A 26,855-nucleotide genomic window follows, 5' to 3' on the forward strand; every position below is an offset into this window, starting at 1 on the left:
GATACATGGGGTGGCGGGGCACAGGGTTGTGCGCGTGTCGTGCGGCGCTGGCCGGTCGCCGGAATGACCCGCTTGCCGAGCGCAGTATCGCCTCATATGATAGCGCTATCTATTCCAGATCTCGCAGAAGATCGATATTAGGAGGGAACAGCATGCGCACTCACTGGACCGTCGCGATGGCCGCCGTGCCGCTTGCCTTGGCCACCACGCTGGCGGTCGCGCAGCCCGATGCGGCGCCGCGCAGTGCCGATGGCCGGCGGTTTCTGGCGCAGCCACTAATCAAGGACCTCTATGTCGCCGATCCCTCGGCGCATGTCTTCAACGGCCGGCTCTATATCTATCCCAGTCACGACGTGGATGCCGGCATTCCGGACGACGATCTCGGCAGCCAATATGCGATGCATGATTACCGCGTGCTGAGCATGGCGCGTCCCGGCGGTCCGGTCACCGTGCATCCGCTGGCGATCGACGTGAAGGACATTCCCTGGGCGTCGAAACAGACCTGGGCGCCGGATGCGGCCTATAAGAACGGCGTCTATTATCTCTACATGCCGGCGCGCGACAAAGACGGGGTGTTCCGCATCGGCGTCGCCACGTCGCGGTCGCCGGTCGGCCCGTTCAAGGCCGAGCCCGAGCCGATCCGCGGCAGTTATTCGATCGATCCGGCGGTATTCAGCGATAGCGACGGGCAGAGCTATATGTATTTCGGCGGCATCTGGGGTGGGCAGCTGCAGCGCTGGGCGAGCGGCAGCTACGATCCCGCGGCCGGCGACACCGATCTGCGGCAGGATGACAAGCCGGCGCTGTCGGCCAAGGTTGCGCGCCTGACACCGGACATGAAGCAGTTCGCGGAGCCCCCGCGCGACGTGCAGATCGTCGATGCTGCCGGCAAGCCGATCCTCGGCGGCGATCACGAGCGGCGCTTCTTCGAGGCCTCGTGGATGTTCAAGCGCGGTGGGCGCTATTATTTCACCTATTCGACCGGCGACACGCATTTGCTGAACTATGCGATCGGCGACAATCCCTATGGGCCGTTCCGCTATACCGGCCATATCCTGTCACCGGTGCAGGGCTGGACGTCGCATCACTCGATCGTGCAGTTCCGCAAGCGCTGGTGGCTGTTCTATCACGACACGCAATTGTCGAACAAAAACCATCTGCGCTCGGCCAAGATGACCGAATTGTTCTTCAACGCCGATGGCACGATCAAGCCGATCGATCCGTTCACCGACTGACCCATCTCGAGGGACCGGCCGCGCATGCCGCGGCCGGCGGCGTGCGTTCCGCTTGCATCCGGCGGCGAGGTTCGACAGGCTCGCTGCAAAACGGGGGTCGGCATGGGTAGATGGTGGGCGGTGATCGTGGCGCTGGTCGGCGCGGTCCTGTTGGCGGTGATCGCGACGACGCCGCCGGCGCCGCGCCCCGCGAATGCGCCGCTCGACCAATTCGCCGCAGGCCGCGCGATGGCCGACATCCGCGGGATCGCACGCGCGCCGCATCCCACCGGCAGCGCGGAGAATGCGCGGGTCCGCGCCTATCTGATGCGGCGGCTGGCCGGCATGGTGCTCGCTGTGCGCACCAGCAGCACGCCGGTGACACCGGCGGCGGCCGAGCGCATCGCCGCATGGCGCGGCACGGCGGGCACGGCACCGGCGGCGGTCAATATCGTCGCGACGCTGGCCGGTCGCGACCCGACGCTGCCCGCGGTGCTGCTGATGGCGCATTATGACAGCGTCGGCGGATCGCCCGGCGCGGCGGATGACGGCGCCGGCGTTGCCACCGCGCTGGAAACGGTGCGCGCGTTGCTGGTGGCCGGCCGGCCCGCGCGCGACATCATCGTGTTGCTGACCGACGGCGAGGAAGTGGGGCTGGAAGGCGCCACTGCCTTCTTCGCGCGCGATCCGCTGGCCAGGCGGGTCGGCGTGGTCGTCAACATGGAGGCGCGCGGCGGCGGCGGGCGCGCGTCGATGTTCGAGACGGGCAGCGACAATGGCGCGATGATGCGGCTGTTCCAGCGCGCGGTGTCCCGGCCCGTCGGCACCTCGCTCAGCGTGTTCATCTATCAGCACCTGCCCAACTCGACCGATTTCACGCCCGCCAAGCAGGCCGGCCTGCCCGGTTTCAACTTCGCCTTTATCGGGCGGCCGGGCCTCTATCATTCGCCGCTCGCCACGCCCGACGCGCTCGATCAGGGATCGGTGCAGGACATGGGCGGGCAGGTGCTCGATCTGACGCGCGCGTTGCTGGCGGCGCCGGTCCTGCCGGGCAAGGCGGCGGATCTGACTTTCTTCGATGCCTTCGGGCTGGTGCTGCTGGCCTATCCCGCGCCGCTCGGCTGGGCCTTGTTCGCCGGCGCTGCCTTGCTTTTCGCGCTGGCCGGATGGCGACAGCAGGGCGGGCGAGATATTCTGCGCGGCGCGGCAGCGACCGCCGTGCTGGTCGTGCTGGCCGGAGTGCTGCTCTATCTGGTCAATCTAGTGTCGGGGGCAGATGGGCCGGTCAATTATTACGATCGGCTCGCGGCGATCCCGCGGTTGCAGGTGCAGGCCGCCCTGCTGTGCGCGGCGGCGGTGCTGACGGTGTGGACCATGGTCGGCGCAGGGCGGCGATCGGCCACCGCCTTCTCGATCGGCGCGGCGCTGCCGCTGCTGCTGCTGGGGGGCGCGGCGCAATGGGCGGCGCCGACCGTGTCCGGCGTGCTGTTATGCCCGTTGCTGCTGGTCGCCGCCGCGACCGCCGCAGGCGCCTTTGGCGGGGTGCGGATCGGCACGGCGGCGGGGATCCTGGCAGGGGCGATCGGGATCGGCTTCCTGCTCGCGCTCGGCTTCTTCCTGCTGCAGGCGGTGGGGCCGGACACGCCGTTCGTCGCCGCGCTGCCGCTGGCGCTGGCTGCCTTGTTCCTCTGGCCGCTGCTGCCGCCTGTCGCGCGGCAGCGGGGGATGGTGACGGCGGGCGCGCTGGTCCTGCTCGCGCTGGCGATCGCGCTGTGGGTACGGCTCGATCCGATCGCGGCGAGCGTGCCGCAGCCGGCGGCCCAGGCCCACGCCTGACCGCGCGTTCCTCGCGCAATCGGTTGCTGACCGACGAGGCGTGCACCATCCTTGATCTCTCAGGGCGTTGGTTTGGCGCGGTTGTCGAACGCGATCGCTGAGCGCGGCTGAACCGAATGCCGCAACGCTGCGTTGACCCTCCGATGCCCCATGCCAGCAATATCGTCCTCTGTGCCGGACCCGACAGCCCGCACGCCTTCGACATCATCCCGCTCCAGCCGCGCAACGGCACGCTCGACGCGCGCTGCCCGATCTGCCGCGGCTACGGGCAGTGGAATACCGAGATCGATCTGGTCAGCTTTCGCTGCAAGCGCGCGATCTGCGATACCTGCCACGGCGCCGGCTGGATCGAGACCGGCGCCGATCCCATCGGCGTTCCGGACATCGTGATGACACCCGAAGGCTATGCCAAATGGGTGGTGCGCTATGTCGGCCGGGAAGAGGCGGCGACCGCGCCCGCCGCGGCGGGCGTCGCCAAGCTGTAGGGAAGGCTAATCGTGGACCGGTGAGGACAGCACGTCGCGCAGGTTGATCGTCAGCTGCATCGTCAGCGCATGATCCATCTGCGCGCGGGCGCCGTGGCCGGGGCGATATTGGTTGAGATAGCCCAGGTCGACGATCGCCGCCCGCCCGATCGGCAGCGACGCGCCGACGATATTGCGCATCCGCTCATAGCCGCGGCGCTGGCCCCACGACGTGCTGTTGGGGAGGTAGAAGCTTTCGTGGCTGACGAACAATGCCAGCCCCTTGGTGCGCAGCGGCAGATTGTAGCGCAGCAGCGGGCGGATACGGACGCCGATCTCGTCGCCGCGCGGGTTGAAGCGTTCGTCGACGCGGAAGCGGGTGACGAAGCGCCCGAACGTGCCCACCACCTGCTGGCGCAGGCGATCCTCGTCGGCGCCATTATTGCCATTGTGCGCGCCGACCCGGCGATAGCCCAGGCCCAGTTCGATCCCAGGCGCGACGCGCAGCCCGAGCAGTGCGCCATATTCGGTCTGGTATAGCCCGTCCTGCCGATCGCTGACGCGCGCGATCTGCTCGAGCGTGAGCTTGGCGCCCTCGGCCAGCGGCACGTTGACGTTGACCTGCGACCAGAGCTGCACGTCCTGCTGCTGTGCCGCCGCCGGGCGCGCGACCAGTGCGAGCGGCACCGCAGCCAGCCCCAGGCGCAATGTACTGCCAACCCCGGACATCGCCCGTCAGCGCCGTCGCGCGCGCCAGATCGCGACCGCGCCGGCCAGCGCCAGCACCGCACCGCGCAGCACCCAGGGGCGCTGATCGAGCATGAAGCTCGACGCCGGCCACATGATGATCCCCAGGCCCTGGCCGACCCATAGCAAACCCATCGCCACGGCGATGACGCCGACGATCAGCAGCAGGACCCGGGGGATACGCATCAGCGCTTGTCCACCGGAACATAGTCACGCTGCGTCGGGCCGGTGTACAGCTGACGCGGGCGACCGATCTTCTGTGCCGGATCCGAGATCATCTCGTTCCACTGCGCGACCCAGCCGACGGTGCGGGCAAGGGCGAACAGCGCCGTGAACATCGTCGTCGGGAAGCCGATCGCCGAGAGGATCACGCCCGAATAGAAATCGACGTTCGGGAACAGCTTCTTCTCGATGAAGTACGGATCGCTCAGCGCCATTTCCTCGAGCGCGATGGCCACGTCGAATACCGGATCGGTTACGCCCAGTTCGCCCAGCACTTCGCGCACCGTCTGCTGCATCACGGTCGCACGCGGATCGTAATTCTTGTACACGCGGTGACCGAAGCCCATCAGGCGGAACGGATCGTTCTTGTCCTTGGCGCGGGCAATGTATTCGGGGATGCGGTCGACGGTGCCGATCTCGCGCAGCATGTTGAGCGCCGCCTCGTTGGCGCCGCCATGCGCCGGGCCCCACAGGCAGGCGATGCCGGCCGCGATGCACGCGAACGGATTGGCGCCCGAAGACCCTGCGAGACGGACGGTCGAGGTCGAGGCGTTCTGCTCGTGATCGGCGTGGAGGATGAAGATCCGGTCCATTGCCTTTTCCACCACCGGGTTCACCACATAGGGCTCGGCCGGCACGCCGAACGTCATGCGCAGGAAATTGCCGGTATAGCTCAGCGAATTGTCCGGATGCATGAACGGCTGGCCGACCGAATATTTATACGCCATCGCGGCGATCGTCGGCATCTTGGCGATCAGCCGATGGCTGGCGATCATGCGCTGCTGCGGATCGCTGATATCCGCCGAATCCTGATAGAAGGCGCTGAGCGCGCCGACCACGCCGCACATGATCGCCATCGGATGCGCGTCACGACGGAAGCCGCGATAGAAGGTCGCCAGCTGCTCGTGCAGCATGGTGTGGCGGCTGATCGTGTAGCTGAACTTGTCGAGCTCGTCCTTGGTCGGCAGCTCGCCGTTGAGCAGCAGGTGGCAGACCTCCATGAAGCTCGACTGTTCGGCCAGCTGGCCGATCGGATAGCCGCGGTGCAGCAGCACGCCTTCGTCACCATCGATATAGGTGATCGCGGAATCGCACGACGCGGTCGAGGTAAAGCCGGGATCGTAGGTGAACTTGCCGGTCTGGGCATAGAGCTTGCGGATATCGATCACGTCGGGACCGACGCTGCCCGACATCACGGCCAGTTCGAGATCCTTGGCGTCGACGTTCAGCTTTGCGGAATCGCTCATCAATCGTCCTTTATTGGTTGCGCCGGTCAGGCGGTGATCTGATCGGCGATCCGGCCGAGGCTTTCGTCGCGGCCTAGAAGGTCGAGCACCTCGAAGATTCCGGGCGAGGTCTTCTTGCCGGTCAGGGCTGCGCGTAACGGCTGCGCAACCTGGCCGAGCTTGATGCCTGCATCCTCGGCTGTCTGCCGAACCGCTTCTTCGAGGCTCTCCGTATCCCAGCCGGCGAGCGCGTCAAGTTTGCTGTGTGCCGATGCGAGAAGCGCACGCGATTCCGCGGTGAGCAGATCGCTCGCCGCCGGATCCAGCACGAGGGGGCGCGTACGGAACAGGAAGGCGGCGCTGGTCGCCAGTTCGTTGAGATTCGCCGCGCGCGGTTTCAGCGCGGGCATCGCACGGCGCAGCAGATCGAGCTGCTCCGGGGATACCGCAAACTCGAGTCGCTCGGCGAGCAGGTCGGCGAGGCGGTTGTCCTCGGCCTGGCGGAGATAGTGGCCGTTGAGATTTTCGAGTTTCTTCAGATCGAAGCGCGAGGGCGAGCGGCCGACGCCGGCGAGGTCGAACCATTCGACCGCCTGTTCGCGGCTGATCACTTCGTCATCGCCATGCCCCCAGCCGAGCCGCAGCAGGTAATTGTCCAGCGCCTCTGGCAGGATGCCAAGCTCGTCGCGATACGAATCGACGCCGATCGCGCCGTGCCGCTTGCTCAGCTTGGCGCCGTCGGTGCCATGGATCAGCGGGATATGCGCGTAGATCGGCTCGGGCCAGCCCATGCCGCGGATCACCGTCAGCTGGCGGAACGCGTTGTTGAGATGGTCGTCGCCGCGGATCACATGCGTCACGCCCATGTCGTGATCGTCGACCACCACCGCGAGCATATAGGTCGGCGTGCCGTCCGAGCGCAGCAGCACGAAATCGTCGAGCTCGGCATTCTGCACGGTGACCGCGCCCTGGACCTGATCCTGGATCGTCGTCGCGCCGTCCTTCGGCGCCTTGATCCGCACGACATAGGGCGCGCCCTCGGGGGCATCGCTCTCCGGGCGATCGCGCCAGCGGCCGTCATAGCGCATCGGCTGCTTGGCGGCCTTCTGGCTTTCGCGCAGCGCGGTCAGCTCCTCGGCGGTGGCATAGCATTTATAGGCATGGCCGGCGGCGAGCAGCTGGTTGGCGACCTCGGCGTGGCGGCTGGCGCGGGCGAACTGATAGACGGTCTGGCCGTCCCAGTTGAGCCCGAGCCAGCTCATCGAATCGAGGATCGCCTCGATCGCCGGCTGGGTCGAGCGCGCGCGATCGGTATCCTCAATGCGCAGCAGGAATTCGCCGCCGTGGTGGCGCGCGTACAGCCAGTTGAACAGGGCGGTGCGCGCCCCGCCGATGTGCAGGAAGCCGGTCGGCGACGGCGCGAACCGGGTGACGACCTTGGCCGCGGGAGATGTACCGGAAGCCGGGGCTTCGGTTGTGGCTATTGCGCCCAAACGCGCATCCTTTCAGACTTGAAAACTATGGCCAGCTCAGCCGCCGACGCCCCTAGCATGCGACCTTGGCCGCGCCAAATCCTGGGCGTGCTCGACGCGGGACGCGGCGGGCTGGAGCGCTGGCTGGAGGCGGAGCGCGACCAGATCGTGCTGTGGCTGCCGGTCGCGTTCGGCGCCGGCATCGCCGCCTGGTTCGTGCTGCCGGACGCAGCGGCGTGGATCCCGGCGCTCCTGATGTGCGCAGGCGGGGCGCTGATCGCGCTGGCCGCCGGGCAGGGCGGGCGCGCATCGCGAGGCCTGGCGGTGGGGTTGGTTGCGGCGGCGCTCGGCCTCGTCCTGGTCTGGTGGCGCGCCGAGCGGGTGGCGGGGGTGGTGCTCGTGCGGCCGATCATCGTCGCGTTCGAGGCGCGTGTGCTGCGCATCGAGCCGCTGGCGGCGCGGGGCCTGGTGCGCCTGCGGCTGGCGACGCGCAGGGTGACGGACCCGGCGACCGACCGCGGCGGGCGGCAGACCGTGCTGCCGGCGATCGTGCGCGTCAATCTGGCGGAGAAGGACGTACCGACGGGGCTGACGCGCGGCGCCACGATCGCCCTGCGCGCGCGGCTGATGCCGCCGCCCGAGCCGGCGGTGCCGGGCGCCTATGATTATGCCCGCGTCGCCTGGTTCGATCGGATCGGCGCGACCGGTAGGGGTTTCGCACCGGTGGCGATCGTCGCGCCGGGCGCGGCCGCCGGCGCGGACCTGCGCACGCGGCTGTCGCAGCATATCCAGCAGCGCGTCGAGGGCAGCGCGGGCGGGATCGCCTCGGCGCTGGCGACGGGCGATCAGGGCGCGATCAGCGAGGAGGATGCCGAGGCGATGCGGCGCGCGGGGCTGGCGCATCTGCTGTCGGTCAGCGGGCTGCACATCACCGCGGTGGTGGCGCTGGTGATGCTGCTGGTGCTGCGGGTGCTGGCGCTCAGTCCGTGGCTGGCATTGCATGTGCGCTTGCCGCTGATCGCTGCGGCGGCGGGCGCGGCGGCGGCGGTCGGCTATACCGTGCTGACCGGCGCGCAGGTGCCGACGATCCGCTCCTGCGTGGCGGCATTGCTGGTGCTGGTGGCGCTGGCGATGGGTCGGGAGGCGATGACGCTCCGGCTGGTCGCGGCGGGGGCGCTGGTCGTGCTGCTGCTGTGGCCGGAGGCGCTGGCGGGGCCCAGCTTCCAGCTGTCGTTCGCCGCGATCACCGCGATCGTCGCACTGCACGAGCATCCGGCGGTGAAGGCGTGGTTCGCGCCGCGTGGCGAAGGGCGGTGGCGCGGCTTCGGGCGCGGGATCGGCTCGCTGGTGCTGACCGGGCTGGCGGTGGAACTGGCGCTGATGCCGATCGCGTTGTTTCATTTCCACAAGGCCGGGCTGTACGGGGCGCTCGCCAATATCGTCGCGATCCCGCTGACCACGTTCGTGGTGATGCCGCTCGAGGCGCTGGCGCTGGCGCTCGATACAATGGGGCTGGGCGCGCCGGTCTGGTGGCTGACCGACCTGTCGCTACGGTTGCTGCTGTGGATCGCGCGGACCACCGCCGGCCTGCCGGGATCGGTCGCCGCGCTGCCGGCGATGCCAGCGGGCGCTTACGCGCTGATCGTCGTCGGCGGGCTGTGGCTGGCGCTGTGGCGGACGCGCTGGCGGCGCCTGGGGCTGGCACCATTGCTCGTCGGGCTCGGCTGGGCGCTGCTCGCACCGTCACCGGATCTGCTGGTCACCGGCGACGGGCGGCATGTCGCGGTGCGCACGGCGGGCGGCGGGCTGGCGATGCTGCGCGACCGGACCGGCGACTATACCGCCGACATGCTGGCGGAAAATGGCGGAGTCGATGGCCCGCCATTGCTGCTCGCCGACCAGCCCGAGGCGCGGTGTACGCGCGATCTGTGTCTAGTCGAGCGGGTGGCGGGCGGGCGGCGCTGGCGGATCCTGGCGACGCGCAGCGCGTATCTCGTGCCGGCGCGCGACCTGATTGCGGCGTGCCGGCAAGCGGATATCGTGGTGAGCGAGCGGCGGTTGCCGCGGCGATGCGTGCCGCGTTGGCTGAAGCTGGATCGGCCGACGCTGGCGCAGACGGGCGGGGTTGCGATCGCGCTGGGGGAGGGGGTGGTGCGGACCGTCCGTGCGCCGGGGGATCGGCATCCTTGGCGGGTGCCAAGCCGCCGTTGAAGATGCGCGCCGCGCATTCAACGTTACTTCCCCGGCGAAGGCCGGGGCCCAGTTGCGACGATGGCAGTGATCGGGCGCTGTGCCAGCCGACTTCTGTCTCGCGACTGGGCCCCGGCCTTCGCCGGGGAAGGTCTGCGGGCAGGGACCGAGCGGAATCAGGCCAGGATCAGTCGTAGCGGCGCAGCAGCCCGGCCAGTTTGCCCTGCACGCGCACCTGTTGCGGCGCGTAACGCTGCGGATCATAGGCGCGGTTGGCCGGATCGAGCCGCACCATCGCGCCTTCGCGGCGGAAATATTTGAGCGTTGCTTCGGCTTCCTCGATCAGCGCCACGACGATCTCGCCATCGCGGGCGACGTCCTGGCGACGGATCAGCGCATAGTCGCCGTCCAAAATGCCGGCCTCGACCATCGAATCGCCCGACACTTCGAGCGCATAATGATCGCCCTTGCCGAGCAACGCAGCGGGGACGGAGAGCATCGAACTGCCCTCAAACGCCTCGATCGGCACGCCGGCGGCGATGCGGCCGTGCAGCGGAATCTCGATCACGTCATTGGCGGGCTCGGGCAGCACGGTGCGCGACGGGGCCGGGGCCGCCGCCTTGCTGGCGAGCTTCACGACGTCGCCACGCTCGGGCATCTTGAGGATCTCGAGCGCACGCGCGCGATTGGGCAGGCGGCGGATGAAGCCGCGTTCCTCGAGCGCACTGATCAGGCGGTGCACGCCGGACTTCGACTTGAGGTCGAGCGCCTCCTTCATTTCCTCGAACGAGGGCGACACGCCGGTTTCCTCCAGGCGATCACTGATGAAGCAGATAAGCTCGTGCTGCTTGCGCGTTAGCATTGCGTTCCTCCGTCAGAACAGACGCGGAACTAATATGGAACAACACGGGTGCCGTCAAGCGAGATTAAGGATTTCCGCCGAGTCGCCGATCTGCGCTGCAGGCGCATGCGGCTGGCGCACGATCAGGCAGGTGGCGCGGGCCAAGGTGCGCAGCATCGAGCTGTCCTGAATGGTCGAGGCATAGGCCTTTCCGTCGCGCAGTTCGCCGCGCAGATAATCGGTGCGGTGATCGTTGGCGGGCAGCGCTTCGCCGAGCGGCACGGCAATCGTCGGCGGCAGCGGATCGCCCGCGCCGGACATGGCGGCGATCAGCGGCAACAGGAACAGCTGCGCGGTGACGAAGGCGGAGACCGGGTTGCCGGGCAGGCCCAGCACCACGGCGTCGCCGAGCCGGCCGGCCATCATCGGCTTGCCGGGGCGCAACGCGATCTTCCAGAAATCGATCGCCCCGCCGGCGCCCTCCAGCGCTGGTCGGACGAGATCGTGATCGCCGACCGAGGCGCCGCCGGTGGTGACGAGGATGTCGGCGTCGACCTGCGCGAAGGCGGTCGTCATCGTCGCGAGATCGTCGGGGATGATGCCGAGATCGATCACCTCGACCGGCAGCGCGCCGAGCATCGCGGCGAGCATCAGGCCGTTTGATTCGGGAAGCTGGCCGGGCGCGAGCGCGCTGCCCGCCGGCACCAGTTCGTCGCCCGTGGCGGCGATGGCGATGCGCACGGTGCGGGCGACGGGCAGGGCGGCGTGGCCGCCGATTGCCGCGACGGCGAGCCGCGCCGGGGTGAGACGCTCGCCGGCGGCGACGAGCACGTCGCCACTTTTGAAATCGAGCCCGCGCACGCGCACATTGCCGCCGTGGCGGCGTGGGCCCTCGCCGGTCAGGCGGATCGTGGTGCCGTCGGGCGTGGCTTCTTCCTGGACGAGCACGCTGTCCGCGCCGCCCGGCATCGCCGCGCCGGTGAAGATGCGCACTGTCTCCCCCGGCGCCAGCGTGCCGACAAAGGGCCGGCCGGCGGCGCTTTCGCCGATCAGCGTGAAGGGGCCGGGGCGATCGGCATAGCGGATCGCATAGCCATCCATCGCCGACAGGTCGGTGGCGGGCTGCGTGCGGCGCGCGCGGATGTCGGCGGCCGCCCAGCGACCGGCGGCGGCGGCAAGCGGCAGGGTTTCGGTCGGGGCGGCGCGCGCAAGGGCGAACAGGCGGGCTTGCGCCTCGGCGACGGGAAGCAGGGTCATGCGCGGCGGCGTATCGCGCGCGGGCGGCGGGGTCGAGGGGCGATCGCACTGGTCGCCGCTGTTGCCCGGATCACACACATCGCGACTATTGCCGGCATGTTGCTGGACTGTCACGATTCGGTCTTAATCGCGGCCTAGGGCGACGCCAAGCGCGGGGCATGCCTCTCCAGAAAATCAGCAAGATCCGGCACCGGACAACGGTGACCGGGCGATGTCGTGCGCAAAAATCCGATCAACTATTCTTCCCGGGGAACCCTTCATGCTGAACACGACCGTGATCAAATCGACTCTGCTCGTCGGCGCTGCCTTTGGCGCGATGCTCGGCGCGACCGCCGCTGTGGCGCAGGACACGACCGGCGTGGCCGTGACCGATACGGGGTCGGACAGCGATCTCGGCGAGATCGTGGTGACCGCCGAGCGCCGTTCGGAAAATCTGCAGAAGGTGCCGGTGTCGGTCGCCGTGGTCGGCGGCGACGCGCTGCGCGACTTCCAGACCGGCGGTGAGGACATCCTCAGCCTCGCCGGCCGCGTCCCCGGCCTCTATGCCGAGAGCACCACCGGCCGCATCTTCCCGCGCTTCTACATCCGCGGCCTTGGCAACATCGATTTCTATCTCGGCGCGTCGCAGCCGGTGTCGATCATCCAGGACGATGTCGTGCTCGAGCATGTCGTGCTGAAGTCCAACCCGGTGTTCGACGTGAACCAGGTCGAAGTGCTGCGCGGCCCGCAGGGCTCGCTGTTCGGCCGCAACACCACCGCCGGCATCATCAAGTTCGACACGATCCGCCCGGGCCAGACGTTCGAGGGCCGCGGCTCGGCCTCGTACGGCAGCTACAACACGATCACCGCGGACGTCGGCATCGGCGGCCCGATCGTGGCCGACAAGATCGCGTTCCGCCTGTCCGGCCTGTACCAGCACCGCGACGACTGGGTGGACAACACCTTCGCCGGCACCAGCTTTGACGGGACGAAGGGCGGCAAGAACGCGCTCGGCGGGTTCGACGAGAAGGACGTCCGCCTCCAGCTGCTGTTCACGCCGACCGACGCGCTGTCGGTCAACGTGTCCGGCCATGCCCGCGACTATAAGGGCACGTCGACGATCTTCCATCGCGGCGCCTTGGTGAAGGGCTCGAACAACATCCAGCGCGAGCCGCGCGACCGCGTCGCGCTCGACGAGGCCGATAACAACCCGCAGGCCTACAAGACCTATGGCGGTTCGGTGAATGCCGCGCTCGACATGGGCTTTGCTACGCTCACCTCGATCACGGCCTATGAAACCACGTCGGGCTATAGCCGCGGCGATACCGATGGCGGGGCGGCGGCCAATTTTGCCGGCCCTGCTTTCTATGGCGAGAGCCAGGGCAATATCCGCGATCTCGATCAATGGACGCAGGAGGTCCGCCTTGCCAGCAACGGCGATACGGCGTTCAAGTGGCAGGTCGGCGGTTTCTATTTCGACCAGCGCGACATCACCGATTTCTACCAGCGCCGCTTCTTCCTGACCGCGCCGTTCGTGCCCGCCAACAGCAACACCAACAATCCGGGCAACTGGGTCCGGCTGCACGACGTCAACACGTCTTGGGCGGTGTTCGGCCAGGCGAGCTATCGCATTGGCGACAAGCTGACGCTCACGGCCGGCGGCCGCTATACCGAGGATCGCAAGCGCACCGAACTGCTCAAGCCGGCAATGACTGGTGCAACGGTCAACTTCCCGGCGACCGCGCCGCGCAGCGTGAAACTGGTCGGCAAGGAACCGAGCTGGGACGTGTCCGCGCTGTATGAATTCAGTGCTGACGCCAGTGTCTATGCGCGTGTCGCGCGCGGTTTCCGTGGCCCGACGATCCAGGGCCGTTCGGCCGTGTTCGGTTCGGCCTTCACCACGGCGGATTCGGAGACGATCATGTCGTACGAAGCCGGTATCAAGACGCGCCCGTTCAGCAACATGCGCTTCAACCTGACCGGCTTCACCTACCGCGTCGACGACATCCAGCTCAACGGCAACGATCTCAACGGCAACGGCGTGCTGTTCAACGCCGATCACGCCAATGCTTACGGCGTCGAGGCCGAACTGGAATGGCGCCCGATCCGCAACATCACCTTCTCGCTGGGGGGCAGCGCGCTGCATACCGAGATCAAGGACAAGAACGTCTTTGCCCAGGTCTGCCAGCTCAATGGCGCGGTGACGTGCACGGTGCAGGATCCGACCAAGTCGGTGACCATTTTCGGGGCGCCGGCGACGCTGGCGCAGATCGACGGCAACCCGCTGCCCAACGCGCCGAAGTGGCAGCTCGACGCCGCCGTGCGCTACGACATCCCGCTGTGGAACGACGGCAACCTGTTCGTCTCGACCGACTGGAATGCGCAAGGCTATACCAATCTGGTGCTGTACAAGACGGCGGAATTCTATGCCGATGGCAATATCGAGGGCGGCGTGAAGGTCGGCTATACGACACCGGATCGCCAGTATGAGATCGCCGCGTTCGCGCGCAACATCACCAACGAGAAGAACCTCAAGGGCGTGATCGAGAACTACAACGCCGCGGTGTTCAACGAGCCGCGCGTGATCGGCGTTTCGCTCGCCGGAAAGTTCTGATCTGAACGGTTTGGACTGATTTGGGGCGGTGCGCTTAAGGCGCGCCGCCCTTTTTCATGCACCCGTCATCCTGACGCAAGTCAGGATCCATTTCGCGTCTCGGGCGATCGGACGTGGGGCACGATGGATCCTGACGTTGGTCAGGATGACGACAATTCAGGCAGGTTCGGCGCGCCGCCCTTTTTCATGCGCCGTCATCCTGACGGACGTCAGGATCCATTTCGCCTCTCGGGCGATCGGACGTGGGGCACGATGGATCCTGACTTTCGTCAGGATGACGGCAACTCAGGCGGGTTCGGCGCGCCAGTCGCCCGATTTCCCGCCGGTCTTGGTCAGCAGGCGCACGCCGTCAATCTGCATGGCTTTGTCGATCGCCTTGGCCATGTCGTAGATCGTCAGCAGCGTGACGGAGACCGCGGTCAGCGCTTCCATCTCGACGCCCGTCTTGCCGTCGGTGCGCGCGGTCGCGGTGGCGGTGACGCCGGTCTCGTCGGTGACCAGCTCAATCGCCACGCGCGTCAGCGGCAGCGGGTGGCAGAGCGGGATCAGGTCGCTGGTGCGCTTGGCGGCCATGATCCCGGCGATCCGCGCCACGGCGAGCACATCGCCCTTGGCGGCGGCGCCGGTGCGGATAGCGGTGGCGGCTTGCGCGGACATGGTGATGCGGCCGGTGGCGGTCGCTTCGCGCGCGGTCACTTGCTTGTTCGAGACGTCGACCATGTGCGCGGCGCCGGCGGAGTCGAGATGGGTGAGGTCGGTCATGCGCTTCGTCCTGCTACCACCCCGGCGGACGCCGGGGCCCAGTCGGGAGGGTTGATGTCACGGGGCGCTGCACGCGCCCATAATCGTCTCGCTACTGGGCCCCGGCGTGCGCCGGGGTGGTAGAGCGGGAAATCAGCCCACCAGCGCCCGCGTCGCCGCTTCGACATCGTCCTGCCGCATCAGCGCTTCGCCGATCAGGAAGCATTTCACGCCATGCTCGGCCATCGCGTCAAGATCCGCGCGGGTGGTGAGGCCGCTTTCGGCGACGAAGGTGCAGTCCTTGGGCGCTTTCGAGACCAGGTCGTAGGTCCGCGCGAAATCGACCGTGAAGTCGCGCAGGTTGCGGTTGTTAACGCCGATCAGCCGGGATTTGAGCTTCATCGCGCGGTCCAGCTCGCGCCGGTCGTGCACCTCGACCAGCACGTCCATGCCGCACTCGATCGCGCTGGCCTCGATCTCGGCGAGCAAGGCGTCATCGAGCGCGGCCATGATCAGCAGGATCGCGTCGGCGCCGATCGCGCGCGCTTCGGGCGCCTGCCACGGATCGATCATGAAATCCTTGCGCAGCACCGGCAGCGTGCAGGCGTCGCGCGCCTCGGTTAGATACGAGTCGGCGCCCTGGAACCACGGCTCGTCGGTCAGCACCGACAGACAGGCGGCGCCGCCGGCCTGATAGGCACGGGCATGCGCCGGCGGATCGAAATCGGCGCGGATCAGCCCCTTGGACGGGCTGGCCTTCTTGATCTCGGCGATCAGCGCATGGCCGGTGCCGGCCTTGGCGTCGAGCGCGGCGCGAAAGCCCCGCGGGGCGCTTTGCTGCGCGGCGCGGGCGTCGAGATCGGCCAGACGGATCGTCGCTTTCCGCGCGGCGACTTCGGCGCGCTTCGTTTCCAGGATGCGGTCGAGAATGTCGGTCATGAATAGGCGATCCAGGCGTCGAGCAGGGCATTGGCCCGGCCGTCATCGAGCGTTTCCGCGGCAGCGGCGGCGGCATCTGGCAGGGCGGCGCTGTGGCCGGCCACGATCAGCGCGGCGGCGGCGTTGAGCAGCACCGCATCGCGATAGCCGCCGGTCTCGCCGTGCAGCAGGCGGCGCAGCGCGGCGGCGTTGAAGGCCGGATCGCCGCCATGGATCGCGGCGATCGGGTGGCGCGGCAGGCCGGCATCCTCGGGCGCGATGCGCGTCGGGAGCGCCGCGCTGCCGACATTGACGACGATGCTGGGGCCGGCGCCGGACAGTTCGTCGAGCCCTTCCTCGCCCGAGACGACGATCGCCGCCTCGGTGCCGAGCTGCTCCAGCGCCTCGGCATAGAGGGCGGTATAATCGGGGCGGGCGATGCCGATCAGCTGGCGCGGGGCATGGGCCGGATTGGCCAGCGGGCCCATCAGGTTGAAGATCGTACGGCGGCCGATGCGGCGGCGGATCGGCGTGATGCGCTTCATCGCCGGGTGATGGTTGGCGGCGAACAGGAAGCAGATGCCGAGATCGTCGAGCGTCGCCTGGGCGAGGCGGCCGGCGCGCTCCATGTCGAGCCCGAGCGCTTCCAGCGTGTCCGCGGCGCCCGCCTTGGACGAGGCGGCACGGTTGCCGTGCTTGGCGACGGGCACGCCGCACGCCGCGACGACGAGGCTGACCGCGGTCGAGACGTTGAGCGTATGATGGCCGTCGCCGCCGGTGCCGCACACGTCGATCGTGCCCGGCGGCGCGGTGATCGGGATCAGCCGCGCGCGCAGCGCCCTGGCCGCCTCGGCGATCTCGAGGCTGGTTTCGCCGCGCTCGGCCAGCGCGATCAGGAAATCGGCGATCGCCTCCTCGGAGGTGCGCGCGTCGAGGATGTCGGCGAACGCCTGGGCGGCGGATTCGCGGGCCAGCGGCGTGCCGGGATCGGGCAGCAGGGTGAGCGTGGTCACGCCAATTCCCGCACCGGCAGCCCGGCCAGCCGCAGGAAGTTGGCCAGCATGGCATGGCCATGTTCGGTGGCGATGCTCTCGGGGTGGAACTGCACGCCGTGGATCGGCAGCGTCTCGTGCCGGAAGCCCATCACCGAGCCGTCGTCGCTGCGCGCATTGACGATCAGGCCGGCGGGGATGTCCTCGACGATCAGCGAGTGATAGCGCGTCGCGGTGAACGGGCTGGGCAGGCCCTCGAACAGGCCGGTGCCGTCATGCGTGACCGGCGATGTCTTGCCGTGCATCAGCCCGCCGCGCACGACCGCGCCGCCGAAATGCTCGCCGATCGCCTGATGGCCGAGGCACACGCCGAGCAGCGGCTTGCCGGCCTCCGCGCAGGCCGCGACGAGATCGAGGCTGATCCCGGCATCGCGCGGCGTGCGGGGGCCGGGCGAGATCAGGAAGGCCTGCGCATTGCTCTCGATCGCATCGCGCACGGTGAGCGAATCGTTGCGCACGACCTTCGTCTCGGCGCCGAGCTCCATCAGGTAATGGACCAGGTTCCAGGTGAAACTGTCGTAATTGTCGATGACCAGGATCATGGTCGCCGCCATAGCCTAAGCGCAGGGCCGCGCAACAGCGCCGCGTTCGGCGATCATTCAGGGTGGAGCAATCCACGGCCATACACGTTGAGCGTGAAACAGGAGTTTGCCGATCATGATCCGCCTATCGCTCGCCATCGCTCTGCTCGCCGCGCCGGGCGCCGGGCTGGCCCAGCAGCAGACCTCCAATGCCGCGCAGCAGGCGGAAAGCGGCAAGGCGGTGCAGCGCATCCGCAACGTGCAGCTGCAGCGCGGCGAGAAATGCCCGACCGCGACGACGGACGACGAGGTCGTCGTCTGCGGTACGGTCGAAGAGCCGTACCGCATCCCCAAGGCGCTGCGCGAATCGAAGCCCGATGCGGTGCAGCAGAGCTGGGTCAACCGCGCCGCGACGATGGACGAGGTCGGCCGCGAGGCGGCGGGCCTGCCCGATACCTGCTCGCCGGTTGGCTCGGGTGGTCAGACCGGCTGCACGCAGAAGCTGCTGCGCAATTACGCCGCCGAGAAGCGCGAGAAGAAGCGCATCGCCGATTCGACGCCGTGACCACCTAAACGGCCGTCATCCTGACGAACGTCAGGATCCATGCCGCCCCGCAAACGATCGGACATGAGGCGCGATGGATCCTGACGTCCGTCAGGATGACGGGCTCGAGTTTACTGCCCGAACCCGCTTTCGCCGGCGCGTGCGATCGCTTCGCGCGCGGCGGCGAACAGCGCGCCGGCCTTCGCTTCGCATTCGCGCTGTTCCGATGCCGGATCGCTGTCGGCGACGATCCCGGCACCGGCCTGGACGTGCATCACGCCGTCTTTGACCAGGGCGGTGCGCAGCACGATGCAGCTGTCCATCGATCCGTCGGGCGAGAAATAGCCCACGCCGCCGGCATAGGCGCCGCGCTTTTCCGGCTCCAGTTCGGCGATGATCTGGCACGCGCGCACCTTCGGCGCGCCGCTCACCGTGCCGGCGGGGAAGCCGGCGAGCAGCGCGTCGATCGCGTCATGCTCGTCCGACAGTCGCCCGACGACGTTCGACACGATGTGCATCACATGGCTGTACAGCTCGACCGTATAGCTGTCGGTCACCGTCACCGTGCCCGCGGCGGAGACCCGGCCGGTATCGTTGCGGCCGAGATCGAGCAGCATCAGGTGTTCCGCGCGCTCCTTGGGGTCGGCGAGCAGTTCGGCACGGTTGGCCGCGTCCTCGGCCGGCGTCCTGCCGCGAGGGCGGGTGCCGGCGATCGGGCGGATCGTCACCTCGCCGTCGCGCACGCGCACCAGGATCTCGGGGCTCGATCCGGTCAGCGAGAAGCCCGGCAGATCGAGATGGTAGAGGAACGGCGAGGGATTGATCCGCCGCAGCGCGCGGTACAGTTCGATCGGCGGCAGCGGGAAGGGCGCGGTGAAGCGCTGCGCCAGCACGACCTGGAAGATGTCGCCGGCGCGGATATAGTCCTGCGCGGTGGCGACCATCTCGGCATAGCGGCCGGGGGCGAGCGCAGGCGTCTGCTGCGGGATCGCGGGATCGGCGAGCCGCACCGGTTCGGGCAGCCCGGCCGAGGCGAGCTTGGCGGCGACCGCGTCGATCCGTTCCTCGGCCTCGGCGACGATCGCGGCGGGATCGCGCGCAGCGTCCGGCCAGACCGGCGCGACCAGGAACAGCGCATCGGCCAGCCGGTCGAAGATCAGCACCACCGTCGGCCGCACGAACATCATGTCGGGCACGCCGAGCGCATCGCCCGCCGGCACGTCGAGCCGCTCGACCAGCCCGACCGTCTCATAGCCGAAATAGCCGACCAGGCAGGCCAGCGCGCGCGGCAGCGCTGCCGGCACGTCCATCCGGCAATCGGCGACCAGCGTGCGCAGGGCCTCGAGCGTCGGCGCGGCGCAGGGGGCGAACGCCGTTTTGTCGCCGAGCCAGTCGCGATTGATCTCGGCGCTGCTGCCATGCGCGCGGAACACCAGATCGGGGGCGAGCCCGATCAGGCTGTGCCGGCCGCGGATCGCGCCGCCCTCAACCGATTCGAGCAGGAAATCGCCGCGCCCCGGCTCGATCAGCTTCAGCGCGGCGGCGACCGGCGTCTCGGTATCCGCGATCTGCCGGCGCCAGACCAGTGCCGGCCGGCCCTCGGCGAGCGCGCGGGCCGCCTCCTGATCGGCCATCAGGGCAGGCGGGCGCTGGCCGCGCCGCCGAGCTCGGCCTTGAGCGCGGCGATGCCCTTGTCGTTCTTCTTGACGCCGATCTTGGCCTGCACCGCCTGGGTGAACTGTTCGGCATATTCGCGCCCGACCGACTGGCCGATCGTCGCGCGCTGCTGATCGATCACGGCCTTTTGCCCGGCGGCATTGCCGCGCTCGATGCGATCGAGATGCACGACGAACCAGCCCTCGTTGTTCGGCGCCTCGAGCAGCTTGGTCGTGCCTTCGGACATGCTGAACAACAGCGTCAGCGGGGGCGGCGCGCCGCGCGGGTTGGCGGCCAGCTGCGCGCGCCCCGCCTTCATCGGCTGGAGCGGCGGCGTCTTGACCCCGCTGGCGGCGAACAATGCGGGGAAGGAGCCGCCCTTGCCCGCCTTGGCGACGATCCCGGCGGCGATCGCACGGGCCTGGCGCCGCGCCTTGTCGAGCGCCAGATCGCGCGCGACGACGGCACGGACTTCGCCGAGCGGCGGCGCGGCGGGCGCGACGACGCGGCCGAGCGACACCACGGCGAAGCCGCCATCGGTGCCGAGCGGCACCATCTGCGGCGCATCGCCCTGCTCCGCGGCGAAGGCGGCGGCAACCACGGGGACGAAGTCCGGTGCGGCCTTGATCGCCGGGTTGCTCGGATCGCGCCCATCGCCGAGCAGCGGCGGGGTGGTGCGCGCTTCGAGCTTCTGGTCGGCGACGATCTCGTCGAACGTCGCGCGATTGGCCGCGGCATCGTCGATCGCGTCGTGGATCTTGCCGAGCACCTGCTGGGTCTTTTCCTTGGTCACCGCGGCGAGCAACTCGGTGCGCGCCTGGGCGAACGTCTTGCCCGGCACCTGCACGACATCGTCGATCCTGGCGACGGTGTAGCCGAGCGGCCCGCGCACCGGGCCGACGATGCCGCCCTTGGCCGCGCCGAAGATCGCCTCGACGACGGCGGCGTTGCTCTGCTTGGCGTAGGTTGCCTTATCGGTGGCGGTGAACGTGCTCGGCTCGAGCCCGGCGGCGCGCGCCGCCTCGGCGATCGCGGTGCCGGCCTTGAGCTTGGCAGCAATGGCGTTGGCGGCCGCCTGATCGGAGACGATCACCTGCTGGAACGTGCGCTTCTCGCTCGGTTCGAACGATGCGCGCTGCGATTGGTAGGCGGCGGTCAGCTCCGCCTCGCTCGGCGTGGTCTGCGCCTTGATCTGGTCGCCGGTGACGACGGCATAGCGCACGATGCGGCGCTCGGGGATCGTGTAGCGCGCGATGTTGCGCTTGTACCAGGCGGCGAGCTCGGCGTCGGTCGGCGCCGGGCCGGCGGGGATGGCGCGCGTCGGAATGATGCCGATCTGGCCTTCGCGCTTCTCCAGCGACAGCGAGGCATAGGGCAAGGCAAGCTGCGATGGCACCTGGCTGGCGCCGATCGTCGGCAGGATCATCTGGCGGGCGATCGTCTCGCGCGTGATGTCGGCGCGCACCTGCGCGTCGGTCAGTTTGCGCTCCTGCAGCAGGCGATCGTACAGCAACTGGCTGAATGTGCCGTCGGTGCCCTGCAGCGCCGGGATGCTGGCGATCTGGCCATCGACCGAGCGCTTGCTGACGACGAAGCCGGCATCGCGGCCGAACTGTTCGAGCGCGAGCCCCGCGACAAGCTGGTTCATCGTTGCTTCCAGCCCGCCGCCGGAAACGAACTGCCCCATGTCGAGATTGGGCTGCTGCTGGCGATAGGATTCGAGCGCGTCCTGCGCGCGCGCGCGCAGCTCGGTGCCGGACAGCTTGGCCTTGCCAACCGTGACGACCGAATCGCCGGACGGCGCGCCGGTCGATTGCAGCCCGGTGATGTCGGTCGCGGCAAAGGCCAGGCCGATGATCGCGAGAAAGCCGAAGGTGATGACCAGGCCGACCTTGGAATGGATCAGGCGGCGGATGACACTGAGCATGGAGGACCGATCTGTTGCGGTGCGTGAAGTTCGTGGAGCCGCTTTACGGGCAGCATCTCTAGGCTTCAAGGTTGCGCAGGCGGCAAGCCGCGCTCTATCGCCATGGGCAGGATAGTGGAGAGGGTTCGGGCATGGCGCGACGCAGGCTGGTGGCAGGCAATTGGAAGATGAACGGGGCGCGGGCGACGCTGGGCGAACTCAGCGCGATCGCGCTGGCGGCGCAGCAGGCGGGCAACGTGGACGTGGCGATTGCGCTGCCAGCGACGCTGATCGCGCCGGCGGGCGCCGCCGCGCCCGGCCTGACGATCGGCGCGCAGGACGTGCACGCGGCGCCCAGCGGCGCGCATACCGGCTGCCTCTCGGTCGCGATGATCGCCGAGGCCGGCGCCCAATTCTCGATTGTCGGGCACAGCGAGCGGCGCGCGGACAATCACGAGACCGATGCCCAGGTGAAGGCCAAGGCCGAGGCGCTGCGGGGAGGGGGGCTGCGCGCGATCCTGTGCGTCGGCGAAACGCTGGCCGAGCGCGACGCCGGCCAGGCCGAGGCGGTGGTGGCGGGGCAGTTGACCGGGTCACTGCCCGCGGGGGCGGCGGCGGACTGGCTGTCGATCGCCTATGAGCCGGTCTGGGCGATCGGCACCGGGCGGACGCCGACCGTCGCCGACGTGGCATCGATGCACGCCGCGATCCGCGCGACGCTGCGCACGCTGATCGGGCCGGAGGCGGATGCGATGCGCTTGCTCTATGGCGGGTCGGTGACCGGCGACAACGCCGCCGAACTGCTCGGCGCGGGTGATGTCGACGGCGCGCTCGTCGGCGGCGCCAGTCTGAGTGCGGCGAAATTCGTGCCGATCATCGAGGCGGCCGTGGCGCTCGGCTAGCCGTTGTCGGCGTTAGTCATGCGGCTCCTGCTCCGGCCATTGCCGGGTCAGGAGCCGGAGGCGTTCAGCCCTTGCGTTCTTTGGCGAGTGCGTTGGCCTTCGCGCGGCTCGGGCCGGCTTCCTTGAAGATGTCGCGCACCGCATCGGTGCTCAGGCCGTGCTTGCGGGCGAAATAGCTGACTTCATAGGGCTGGCCGCTTGCGACGAGCGCGGCGTCGGAGGATTTGCGTGGCGTTGCGCGCGTGGTTGCGGCCTTGCGCGGGGCGGATGTGCGGGCCGCGGTCTTGGGCGCGGCGGTCTTGCGGGTGCCCGATTTGCGCGTGGCCGGCGCCTGCTTCTTGCCACGACGGAAATACCAGGCGGCCAGCGCCGCCGAGCCGATGAACGCCGCGCCGATTCCGGCGAGCTGCGCCAGCACCGTGGGCTCGATCGCGACGGACGGGTCCGGCGCCGGCGTGGCGACGAGCTTGGCGCCGTCATTGTGGGCCGCTGGTTGCAGCGGATAGGGCGACTGCGCCGCTTCGGGCACGGGGGGCTGATGTGTCATGTCGCGCTTAACGCACTGCGGCGGGCAGAGTTTCGTTTCGCGTGCGACGCTGTTGGCCCGCTGCAGCTGTTCGCGCCCTACTTTATGCGTAACGCCCCTTGAGCAACGCCCAGGCCGCGCGCAGCCCGAGCGCGTCGCCGCCCTTCGGCCGGCCCGGCTTGGCCGCTGGCCGCCAGGCGAAGGTATCGAAATGGATCCACGGCGTGTTCGCTGGCACGAACCTCCGCAGGAACAAGGCGGCGGTGGTCGCACCGGCAAAGCCGCCCTCGGCCGAATTGACCATGTCGGCGATGCTCGATTTGAGCATGCTGTCATAGCCGTCCCATAGCGGCAGCCGCCACAGCGGATCGCCGACCTCGCGGCCTGCGGCGAGCAGCGCCTCGGCCAGCGCATCGTCGTTGCTGAACGTGGCGGGCAGATCGGGGCCCAGCGCGACGCGCGCAGCGCCAGTCAGCGTGGCGTAATCGATGATCAGATCGGGCCTGGCCTCGCCCGCCTTGGTCAGCGCATCGCCGAGCACCAGCCGGCCTTCGGCGTCAGTATTGGTATTCTCGACCGTCAGCCCGGCGCGCGAGCGCAGCACGTCACCCGGGCGGAAGGCGTTGCCGGCGATGCTGTTCTCGACCGCGGGGATCAGCAGGTGCAGCCGCACCTTGAGCCGCGCAGCCATCACCAGCCCGGCGAGCGCGAGCGCGTGCGCCGCACCCCCCATGTCCTTCTTCATCGCCGCCATGCCGCTGCCGGGCTTGATGTTGAGCCCGCCGGTATCGAACGTCACGCCCTTGCCGATCAGCGCGAGCCGCGGGTGGCTGGGATCGCCCCATTCGAGCTCGATCAGCCGTGGCGCGCGGTCGCTTGCCGCAGCCTGGCCGACGGCATGGATCATCGGATAGCCCTGGGCGAGCGGCGCGCCCTTGGTGACCGTCAGCGTCGCGCCGTGGACCGCGGCAAGCTTTGCCGCTTCGGCCTCCAGCTCCGCCGGCCCCATGTCGGCGGCCGGCGTGTCGACCAGATCGCGCACCAGCGCGGTCGCCGCGGCAAGCCGCACCGTCTCGTCGATCCGCCCCGGCTCGCCGGTGAGCAGCACGCGCGGGCCGGTCGCGTCACCCTTTTTATAGCGATCGAAGCGATGCTGCGCGAGCAGCCAGCCGAGCATGGCCGCGCCCGGTTCGCCGTCCGCCAGCCGATAGCTGCCTTCGGGCAGTTGCGCGCCGAGCGAGGCGATGCGCCACGGCGAGCCCTGGCCTTCGTTGCACACCAGCAGCATCGCCCAGTCGTCCGCCGCGTCGCCGGGCAGCACCGCGCGATCGCCCGCCTTGCCGGTCAGGCGGTGCGCGGTGACCGCAGTGCGGGTGCGCTGCGGCTGGGCGCCGAGCCACCCGGCAAAGGCGTCGGGATGGACCACATGGATGCGGCGGGCGGGCTGGCCGCGGTCGGGCTGAAGCAGCGAGGCAAAATCGGTCATGTCCCACGCTCTAGCGCAAAGCGCCCCCGCTTTGCCAACCGCGCGCCACGGCACGCGATCGCCCGCGCGGTAAACGCAGGTTTCAAAAGGCGGAACCAACTCGGCGTGGTTCCGTTGCGCTTGTAACTTTTTGTTGCTGGGACACTGCTATCATGCCGAACCGCCGCCGCTGGCCCGCCGCGATACTCGGGATCGTGATCGGGCTGATTGGAATCGTGCTGGCGGTGGGCGGCGTGGTGCTCGCCGTATCCAGCGGCTCGCTCTATTACGTCCTTACCGGGCTGGCGATGATTGCGTCCGGCGTGCTGCTGGTCCGCGGGCGGATCGCAGGCGTGTGGCTCTATGTCGCGATCTTCGTGCTCACCTTCCTGTGGGCGATGTGGGAGGTCGGGCTCGATCCCTGGCCGCTGGTGCCGCGCGTCGTTGCCCCGCTGGTCCTGCTGATCGCCGCGTTGCTGGTAATGCCGACGCTCGAGCAGCGCAGCGGTCGCTGGAAGCGCGGACTGATCGGTGCCGGCGCGGTGGCGGTCATCGGGGCGCTGTTCTTCGGGGTGCTCGGCATGCGCGATACGACCGCGATCGCCGCGCTGCCGGGGCAGAGCGCGCCGGGCATGGTCGATCCGTCAGGTCAGGCGACCGGCGCGGACTGGCCGGCCTATGGCGGCACGACGAGCGCGCGGCGCTATTCGCCGCTGACGCAGATCAGCCTCGACAATGTCGGCAAGCTCGAAAAAGTGTGGGAGACGCACACCGGCGGGCTGCCGACCGATCCGCAATTCACCAAATTATACGGCACCGAGAATACGCCGCTCAAGGTCGGCAACCTGCTCTACACCTGCACCGCCAAGAACGTCATCGTCGCGCTCGATCCGGCGACCGGCAAGCAGGCCTGGCGCTTCGATCCGAAAGTGCCGGACGACTGGATCCCGTACACCACCGCCTGCCGCGGCGTGGTCTATTATGCCGTGCCCAATGCGCCGCAGGGCAGTCTCTGCGCGACGCGCATCGTCGAAGGCACGCTCGATTCGCGGCTCATCGCGGTCGACGCGCTGGACGGTCGTCCGTGCCCCGGCTTCGGCACCAACGGCCAGACCGATACCAAGATCGGCATGGGCGATGTCTATCCCGGCTATGCCTCGATCAACTCCGCGCCGACCGTGGTGCAGGGCGTGGCGGTGGTCGGCCACCAGATCCTCGACGGCCAGACCAAGAATGCGCCGTCCGGCGTGATCCAGGGCTTCGACATGGTCACCGGCAAGTTGCGCTGGGCGTGGGACATGATGCACCCCGAATGGACCGGCTATCCGCCGGCCGGCCAGTCCTGGTCGCGCGGCACGCCGAACAGCTGGACCGGCGCCTCGGGCGACGAGCGGCTGGGACTCGCCTATGTCCCGATGGGCAATGCGGCGAACGATTATCTGAGCAGCCATCGCAGTCCCCAGGAAAACCAGTTCGCCACGTCGCTGGTCGCGCTGGACGTCAATACCGGCAAGCCGCGCTGGACCTTCCAGGCGGTCAAGAAGGACGTGTGGGATTACGATTTCGGCAGCCAGGCGACGCTGGTCGATTATAAGGGCGTGCCGGCGATCGTCGTGCCGACCAAGCAGGGCGATTTCTACGTGCTCGATCGCGCGACGGGCAAGCCGCTGACGCCGATCGGCACGGTGCAGGCGCCGGGCGGCGGCGTCGAGCCGGCGGAACGCGCGCCGACGCAGATCGTGTCGCTGTGGCATACGCTGCGCAAGCCGGTGCTCACCGAGCGCGATATGTGGGGCATGTCGCCGATCGACCAATTGTTCTGCCGGATCCAGTTCCGCCGCGCCGATTACCGCGGCTTCTTCACGCCGCCGAGCGTCGGCAAACGCTCGGTCGAATATCCCGGCTATAATGGCGGCAGCGATTGGGGCGGTGTCTCGGTGGATCCCGTGCGCGGCATCATGATCGCCAATTACAACGACATGCCGAACTATGTGAAGCTGGTCCCGCGGGCCGAGGCGACCAAATTGGGCGTGCTGCCGCGCTTCATGACGCCGGGCAAGTCGTCCTCGACCTCGCACTCGATCGATCCGCAGTGGGAATCGCCCTATGCCGTCAACGTCAATGCCGGCTGGCGCGTGCCGTGGACCGGCATGCTGTGCAAGCAGCCGCCTTATGGCGGGATCCGCGCGATCGATCTGGCGACCGGCAAGACTTTGTGGGATCGCCCGTTCGGCACGGCGCGCAAGAACGGGCCGTTCGGCATCCCCTCCTATCTGCCCTTCCATATCGGCACGCCCAACAATGGCGGCAGCGTGGTGACGGCGAGCGGGCTGGTGTTCATCGCCGCGGCGACCGACGATCTGATCCGCGCGATCGACCTCCGGACGGGCAAGACCGTATGGAGCGCGCCGCTGCCGGCCGGCGGCCAGGCGACGCCGATCGTCTACGAGCAAAGCGGGCGCGAATATCTCGCGATCTTCGCCGGCGGGCATCACTTCATGGAGACGCCGGCCGGCGACAGCATGATCGCCTATGCCTTGCCCAGATCGTGAGTGAGGGGGC

General features: G+C 68.7%; 22 protein-coding genes. 8 read left to right on the forward strand and 14 right to left on the reverse strand.

The window, feature by feature from the left end; genetic code table 11:
- The first annotated feature begins 152 nt into the window (after nucleotides 1–152).
- From NV401_RS01700 to NV401_RS01710, 3 genes are all read left to right on the forward strand, one after another.
- A complete protein-coding gene (locus NV401_RS01700) occupies nucleotides 153–1,235 on the forward strand; it encodes a glycoside hydrolase family 43 protein (RefSeq protein WP_261292636.1) in 1,083 nt (360 codons plus the stop codon).
- A 102-nt stretch (nucleotides 1,236–1,337) separates the two neighbouring features.
- Nucleotides 1,338–3,050, forward strand: a complete 1,713-nt coding sequence (locus NV401_RS01705) for a M20/M25/M40 family metallo-hydrolase (protein WP_261292637.1) — start codon at nucleotides 1,338–1,340, stop codon at nucleotides 3,048–3,050.
- A gap of 143 nt (nucleotides 3,051–3,193) precedes the next feature.
- The gene (locus NV401_RS01710) at nucleotides 3,194–3,535 is read left to right on the forward strand and encodes a hypothetical protein (protein ID WP_261292638.1); all 342 of its coding nucleotides are present in this window, start codon (nucleotides 3,194–3,196) and stop codon (nucleotides 3,533–3,535) included.
- Nucleotides 3,536–3,541: 6 nt separating this feature from the next.
- On the opposite strand, the gene NV401_RS01715 is transcribed toward NV401_RS01710, so the two are convergent.
- From NV401_RS01715 to gltX, 4 genes are read right to left on the reverse strand one after another with little or no spacing between them, the layout of a single operon-like run.
- Nucleotides 3,542–4,243 carry a DUF2490 domain-containing protein gene (locus NV401_RS01715; protein WP_261292639.1) on the reverse strand — a complete coding sequence of 234 codons (702 nt, stop codon included), beginning with the start codon at nucleotides 4,241–4,243 and terminating at the stop codon, nucleotides 3,542–3,544.
- A gap of 6 nt (nucleotides 4,244–4,249) precedes the next feature.
- Nucleotides 4,250–4,447, reverse strand: a complete 198-nt coding sequence (locus NV401_RS01720; RefSeq protein ID WP_261292640.1) for a hypothetical protein — start codon at nucleotides 4,445–4,447, stop codon at nucleotides 4,250–4,252.
- On the reverse strand, nucleotides 4,447–5,730 hold the full coding sequence (locus NV401_RS01725; protein WP_261292641.1) for a citrate synthase: 1,284 nt from the start codon (nucleotides 5,728–5,730) through the stop codon (nucleotides 4,447–4,449). The genes NV401_RS01720 and NV401_RS01725 overlap by 1 nt, the downstream gene beginning before the upstream one ends.
- 26 nt (nucleotides 5,731–5,756) lie before the next feature.
- Nucleotides 5,757–7,202 carry a glutamate--tRNA ligase gene (gltX, locus tag NV401_RS01730; protein ID WP_261292642.1) on the reverse strand — a complete coding sequence of 482 codons (1,446 nt, stop codon included), beginning with the start codon at nucleotides 7,200–7,202 and terminating at the stop codon, nucleotides 5,757–5,759.
- Between the two features lie 57 nt (nucleotides 7,203–7,259).
- Here gltX and NV401_RS01735 point away from each other — a divergent pair, with 57 nt between their 5' ends.
- Complete coding sequence (locus tag NV401_RS01735) at nucleotides 7,260–9,392, forward strand: ComEC/Rec2 family competence protein (protein ID WP_261292643.1); 2,133 nt, start codon at nucleotides 7,260–7,262, stop codon at nucleotides 9,390–9,392.
- A 166-nt stretch (nucleotides 9,393–9,558) separates the two neighbouring features.
- Here the strand turns inward: NV401_RS01735 and lexA are convergent, their stop codons facing one another.
- Nucleotides 9,559–10,233, reverse strand: coding sequence for a transcriptional repressor LexA (gene lexA, locus NV401_RS01740; protein ID WP_261292644.1), 675 nt, complete (start codon nucleotides 10,231–10,233; stop codon nucleotides 9,559–9,561).
- Between the two features lie 54 nt (nucleotides 10,234–10,287).
- The gene (locus NV401_RS01745; protein WP_261292645.1) at nucleotides 10,288–11,469 is read right to left on the reverse strand and encodes a molybdopterin molybdotransferase MoeA; all 1,182 of its coding nucleotides are present in this window, start codon (nucleotides 11,467–11,469) and stop codon (nucleotides 10,288–10,290) included.
- A gap of 259 nt (nucleotides 11,470–11,728) precedes the next feature.
- Here NV401_RS01745 and NV401_RS01750 point away from each other — a divergent pair, with 259 nt between their 5' ends.
- Nucleotides 11,729–14,062, forward strand: a complete 2,334-nt coding sequence (locus NV401_RS01750; RefSeq protein ID WP_261292646.1) for a TonB-dependent receptor — start codon at nucleotides 11,729–11,731, stop codon at nucleotides 14,060–14,062.
- 285 nt (nucleotides 14,063–14,347) lie between these two features.
- On the opposite strand, the gene moaC is transcribed toward NV401_RS01750, so the two are convergent.
- From moaC to NV401_RS01770, 4 genes are all read right to left on the reverse strand, one after another.
- Nucleotides 14,348–14,824, reverse strand: coding sequence for a cyclic pyranopterin monophosphate synthase MoaC (gene moaC, locus NV401_RS01755; RefSeq protein WP_261292647.1), 477 nt, complete (start codon nucleotides 14,822–14,824; stop codon nucleotides 14,348–14,350).
- Between the two features lie 132 nt (nucleotides 14,825–14,956).
- A complete protein-coding gene (gene trpC, locus NV401_RS01760; RefSeq protein WP_261292648.1) occupies nucleotides 14,957–15,742 on the reverse strand; it encodes an indole-3-glycerol phosphate synthase TrpC in 786 nt (261 codons plus the stop codon).
- Nucleotides 15,739–16,734, reverse strand: coding sequence for an anthranilate phosphoribosyltransferase (gene trpD / locus NV401_RS01765; RefSeq protein WP_261292649.1), 996 nt, complete (start codon nucleotides 16,732–16,734; stop codon nucleotides 15,739–15,741). The genes trpC and trpD overlap by 4 nt, the downstream gene beginning before the upstream one ends.
- A complete protein-coding gene (locus tag NV401_RS01770) occupies nucleotides 16,731–17,315 on the reverse strand; it encodes an anthranilate synthase component II (protein WP_261292650.1) in 585 nt (194 codons plus the stop codon). Before NV401_RS01770 ends, trpD begins: the two co-directional genes overlap by 4 nt.
- Before the next feature lie 115 nt (nucleotides 17,316–17,430).
- Here NV401_RS01770 and NV401_RS01775 point away from each other — a divergent pair, with 115 nt between their 5' ends.
- Nucleotides 17,431–17,859: a hypothetical protein gene (locus NV401_RS01775; protein ID WP_261292651.1), complete on the forward strand. Its 429-nt coding sequence runs from the start codon at nucleotides 17,431–17,433 to the stop codon at nucleotides 17,857–17,859.
- A 110-nt stretch (nucleotides 17,860–17,969) separates the two neighbouring features.
- Here the strand turns inward: NV401_RS01775 and NV401_RS01780 are convergent, their stop codons facing one another.
- Together NV401_RS01780 and NV401_RS01785 are read right to left on the reverse strand one after the other, a co-directional pair.
- Nucleotides 17,970–19,472, reverse strand: coding sequence for an anthranilate synthase component I family protein (locus NV401_RS01780; RefSeq protein ID WP_261292652.1), 1,503 nt, complete (start codon nucleotides 19,470–19,472; stop codon nucleotides 17,970–17,972).
- On the reverse strand, nucleotides 19,472–21,421 hold the full coding sequence (locus NV401_RS01785; RefSeq protein ID WP_261292653.1) for a peptidylprolyl isomerase: 1,950 nt from the start codon (nucleotides 21,419–21,421) through the stop codon (nucleotides 19,472–19,474). Before NV401_RS01785 ends, NV401_RS01780 begins: the two co-directional genes overlap by 1 nt.
- A 131-nt stretch (nucleotides 21,422–21,552) precedes the next feature.
- Here NV401_RS01785 and tpiA point away from each other — a divergent pair, with 131 nt between their 5' ends.
- On the forward strand, nucleotides 21,553–22,302 hold the full coding sequence (gene tpiA, locus NV401_RS01790; RefSeq protein WP_261292654.1) for a triose-phosphate isomerase: 750 nt from the start codon (nucleotides 21,553–21,555) through the stop codon (nucleotides 22,300–22,302).
- A gap of 64 nt (nucleotides 22,303–22,366) precedes the next feature.
- On the opposite strand, the gene NV401_RS01795 is transcribed toward tpiA, so the two are convergent.
- Nucleotides 22,367–22,849: a DUF3606 domain-containing protein gene (locus NV401_RS01795; RefSeq protein WP_261292655.1), complete on the reverse strand. Its 483-nt coding sequence runs from the start codon at nucleotides 22,847–22,849 to the stop codon at nucleotides 22,367–22,369.
- 82 nt (nucleotides 22,850–22,931) lie between these two features.
- Nucleotides 22,932–24,314, reverse strand: coding sequence for a leucyl aminopeptidase family protein (locus NV401_RS01800; protein ID WP_261292656.1), 1,383 nt, complete (start codon nucleotides 24,312–24,314; stop codon nucleotides 22,932–22,934).
- Between the two features lie 152 nt (nucleotides 24,315–24,466).
- Between NV401_RS01800 and NV401_RS01805 the strand changes: the two genes are divergently transcribed.
- Nucleotides 24,467–26,845, forward strand: coding sequence for a membrane-bound PQQ-dependent dehydrogenase, glucose/quinate/shikimate family (locus NV401_RS01805; protein WP_261292657.1), 2,379 nt, complete (start codon nucleotides 24,467–24,469; stop codon nucleotides 26,843–26,845).
- The last annotated feature ends 10 nt before the right edge of the window (nucleotides 26,846–26,855 follow it).

It is taken from the genome of Sphingomonas hylomeconis, assembly GCF_025370105.1.
GTDB classification, from domain to species: Bacteria; Pseudomonadota; Alphaproteobacteria; order Sphingomonadales; family Sphingomonadaceae; genus Sphingomonas; species Sphingomonas hylomeconis.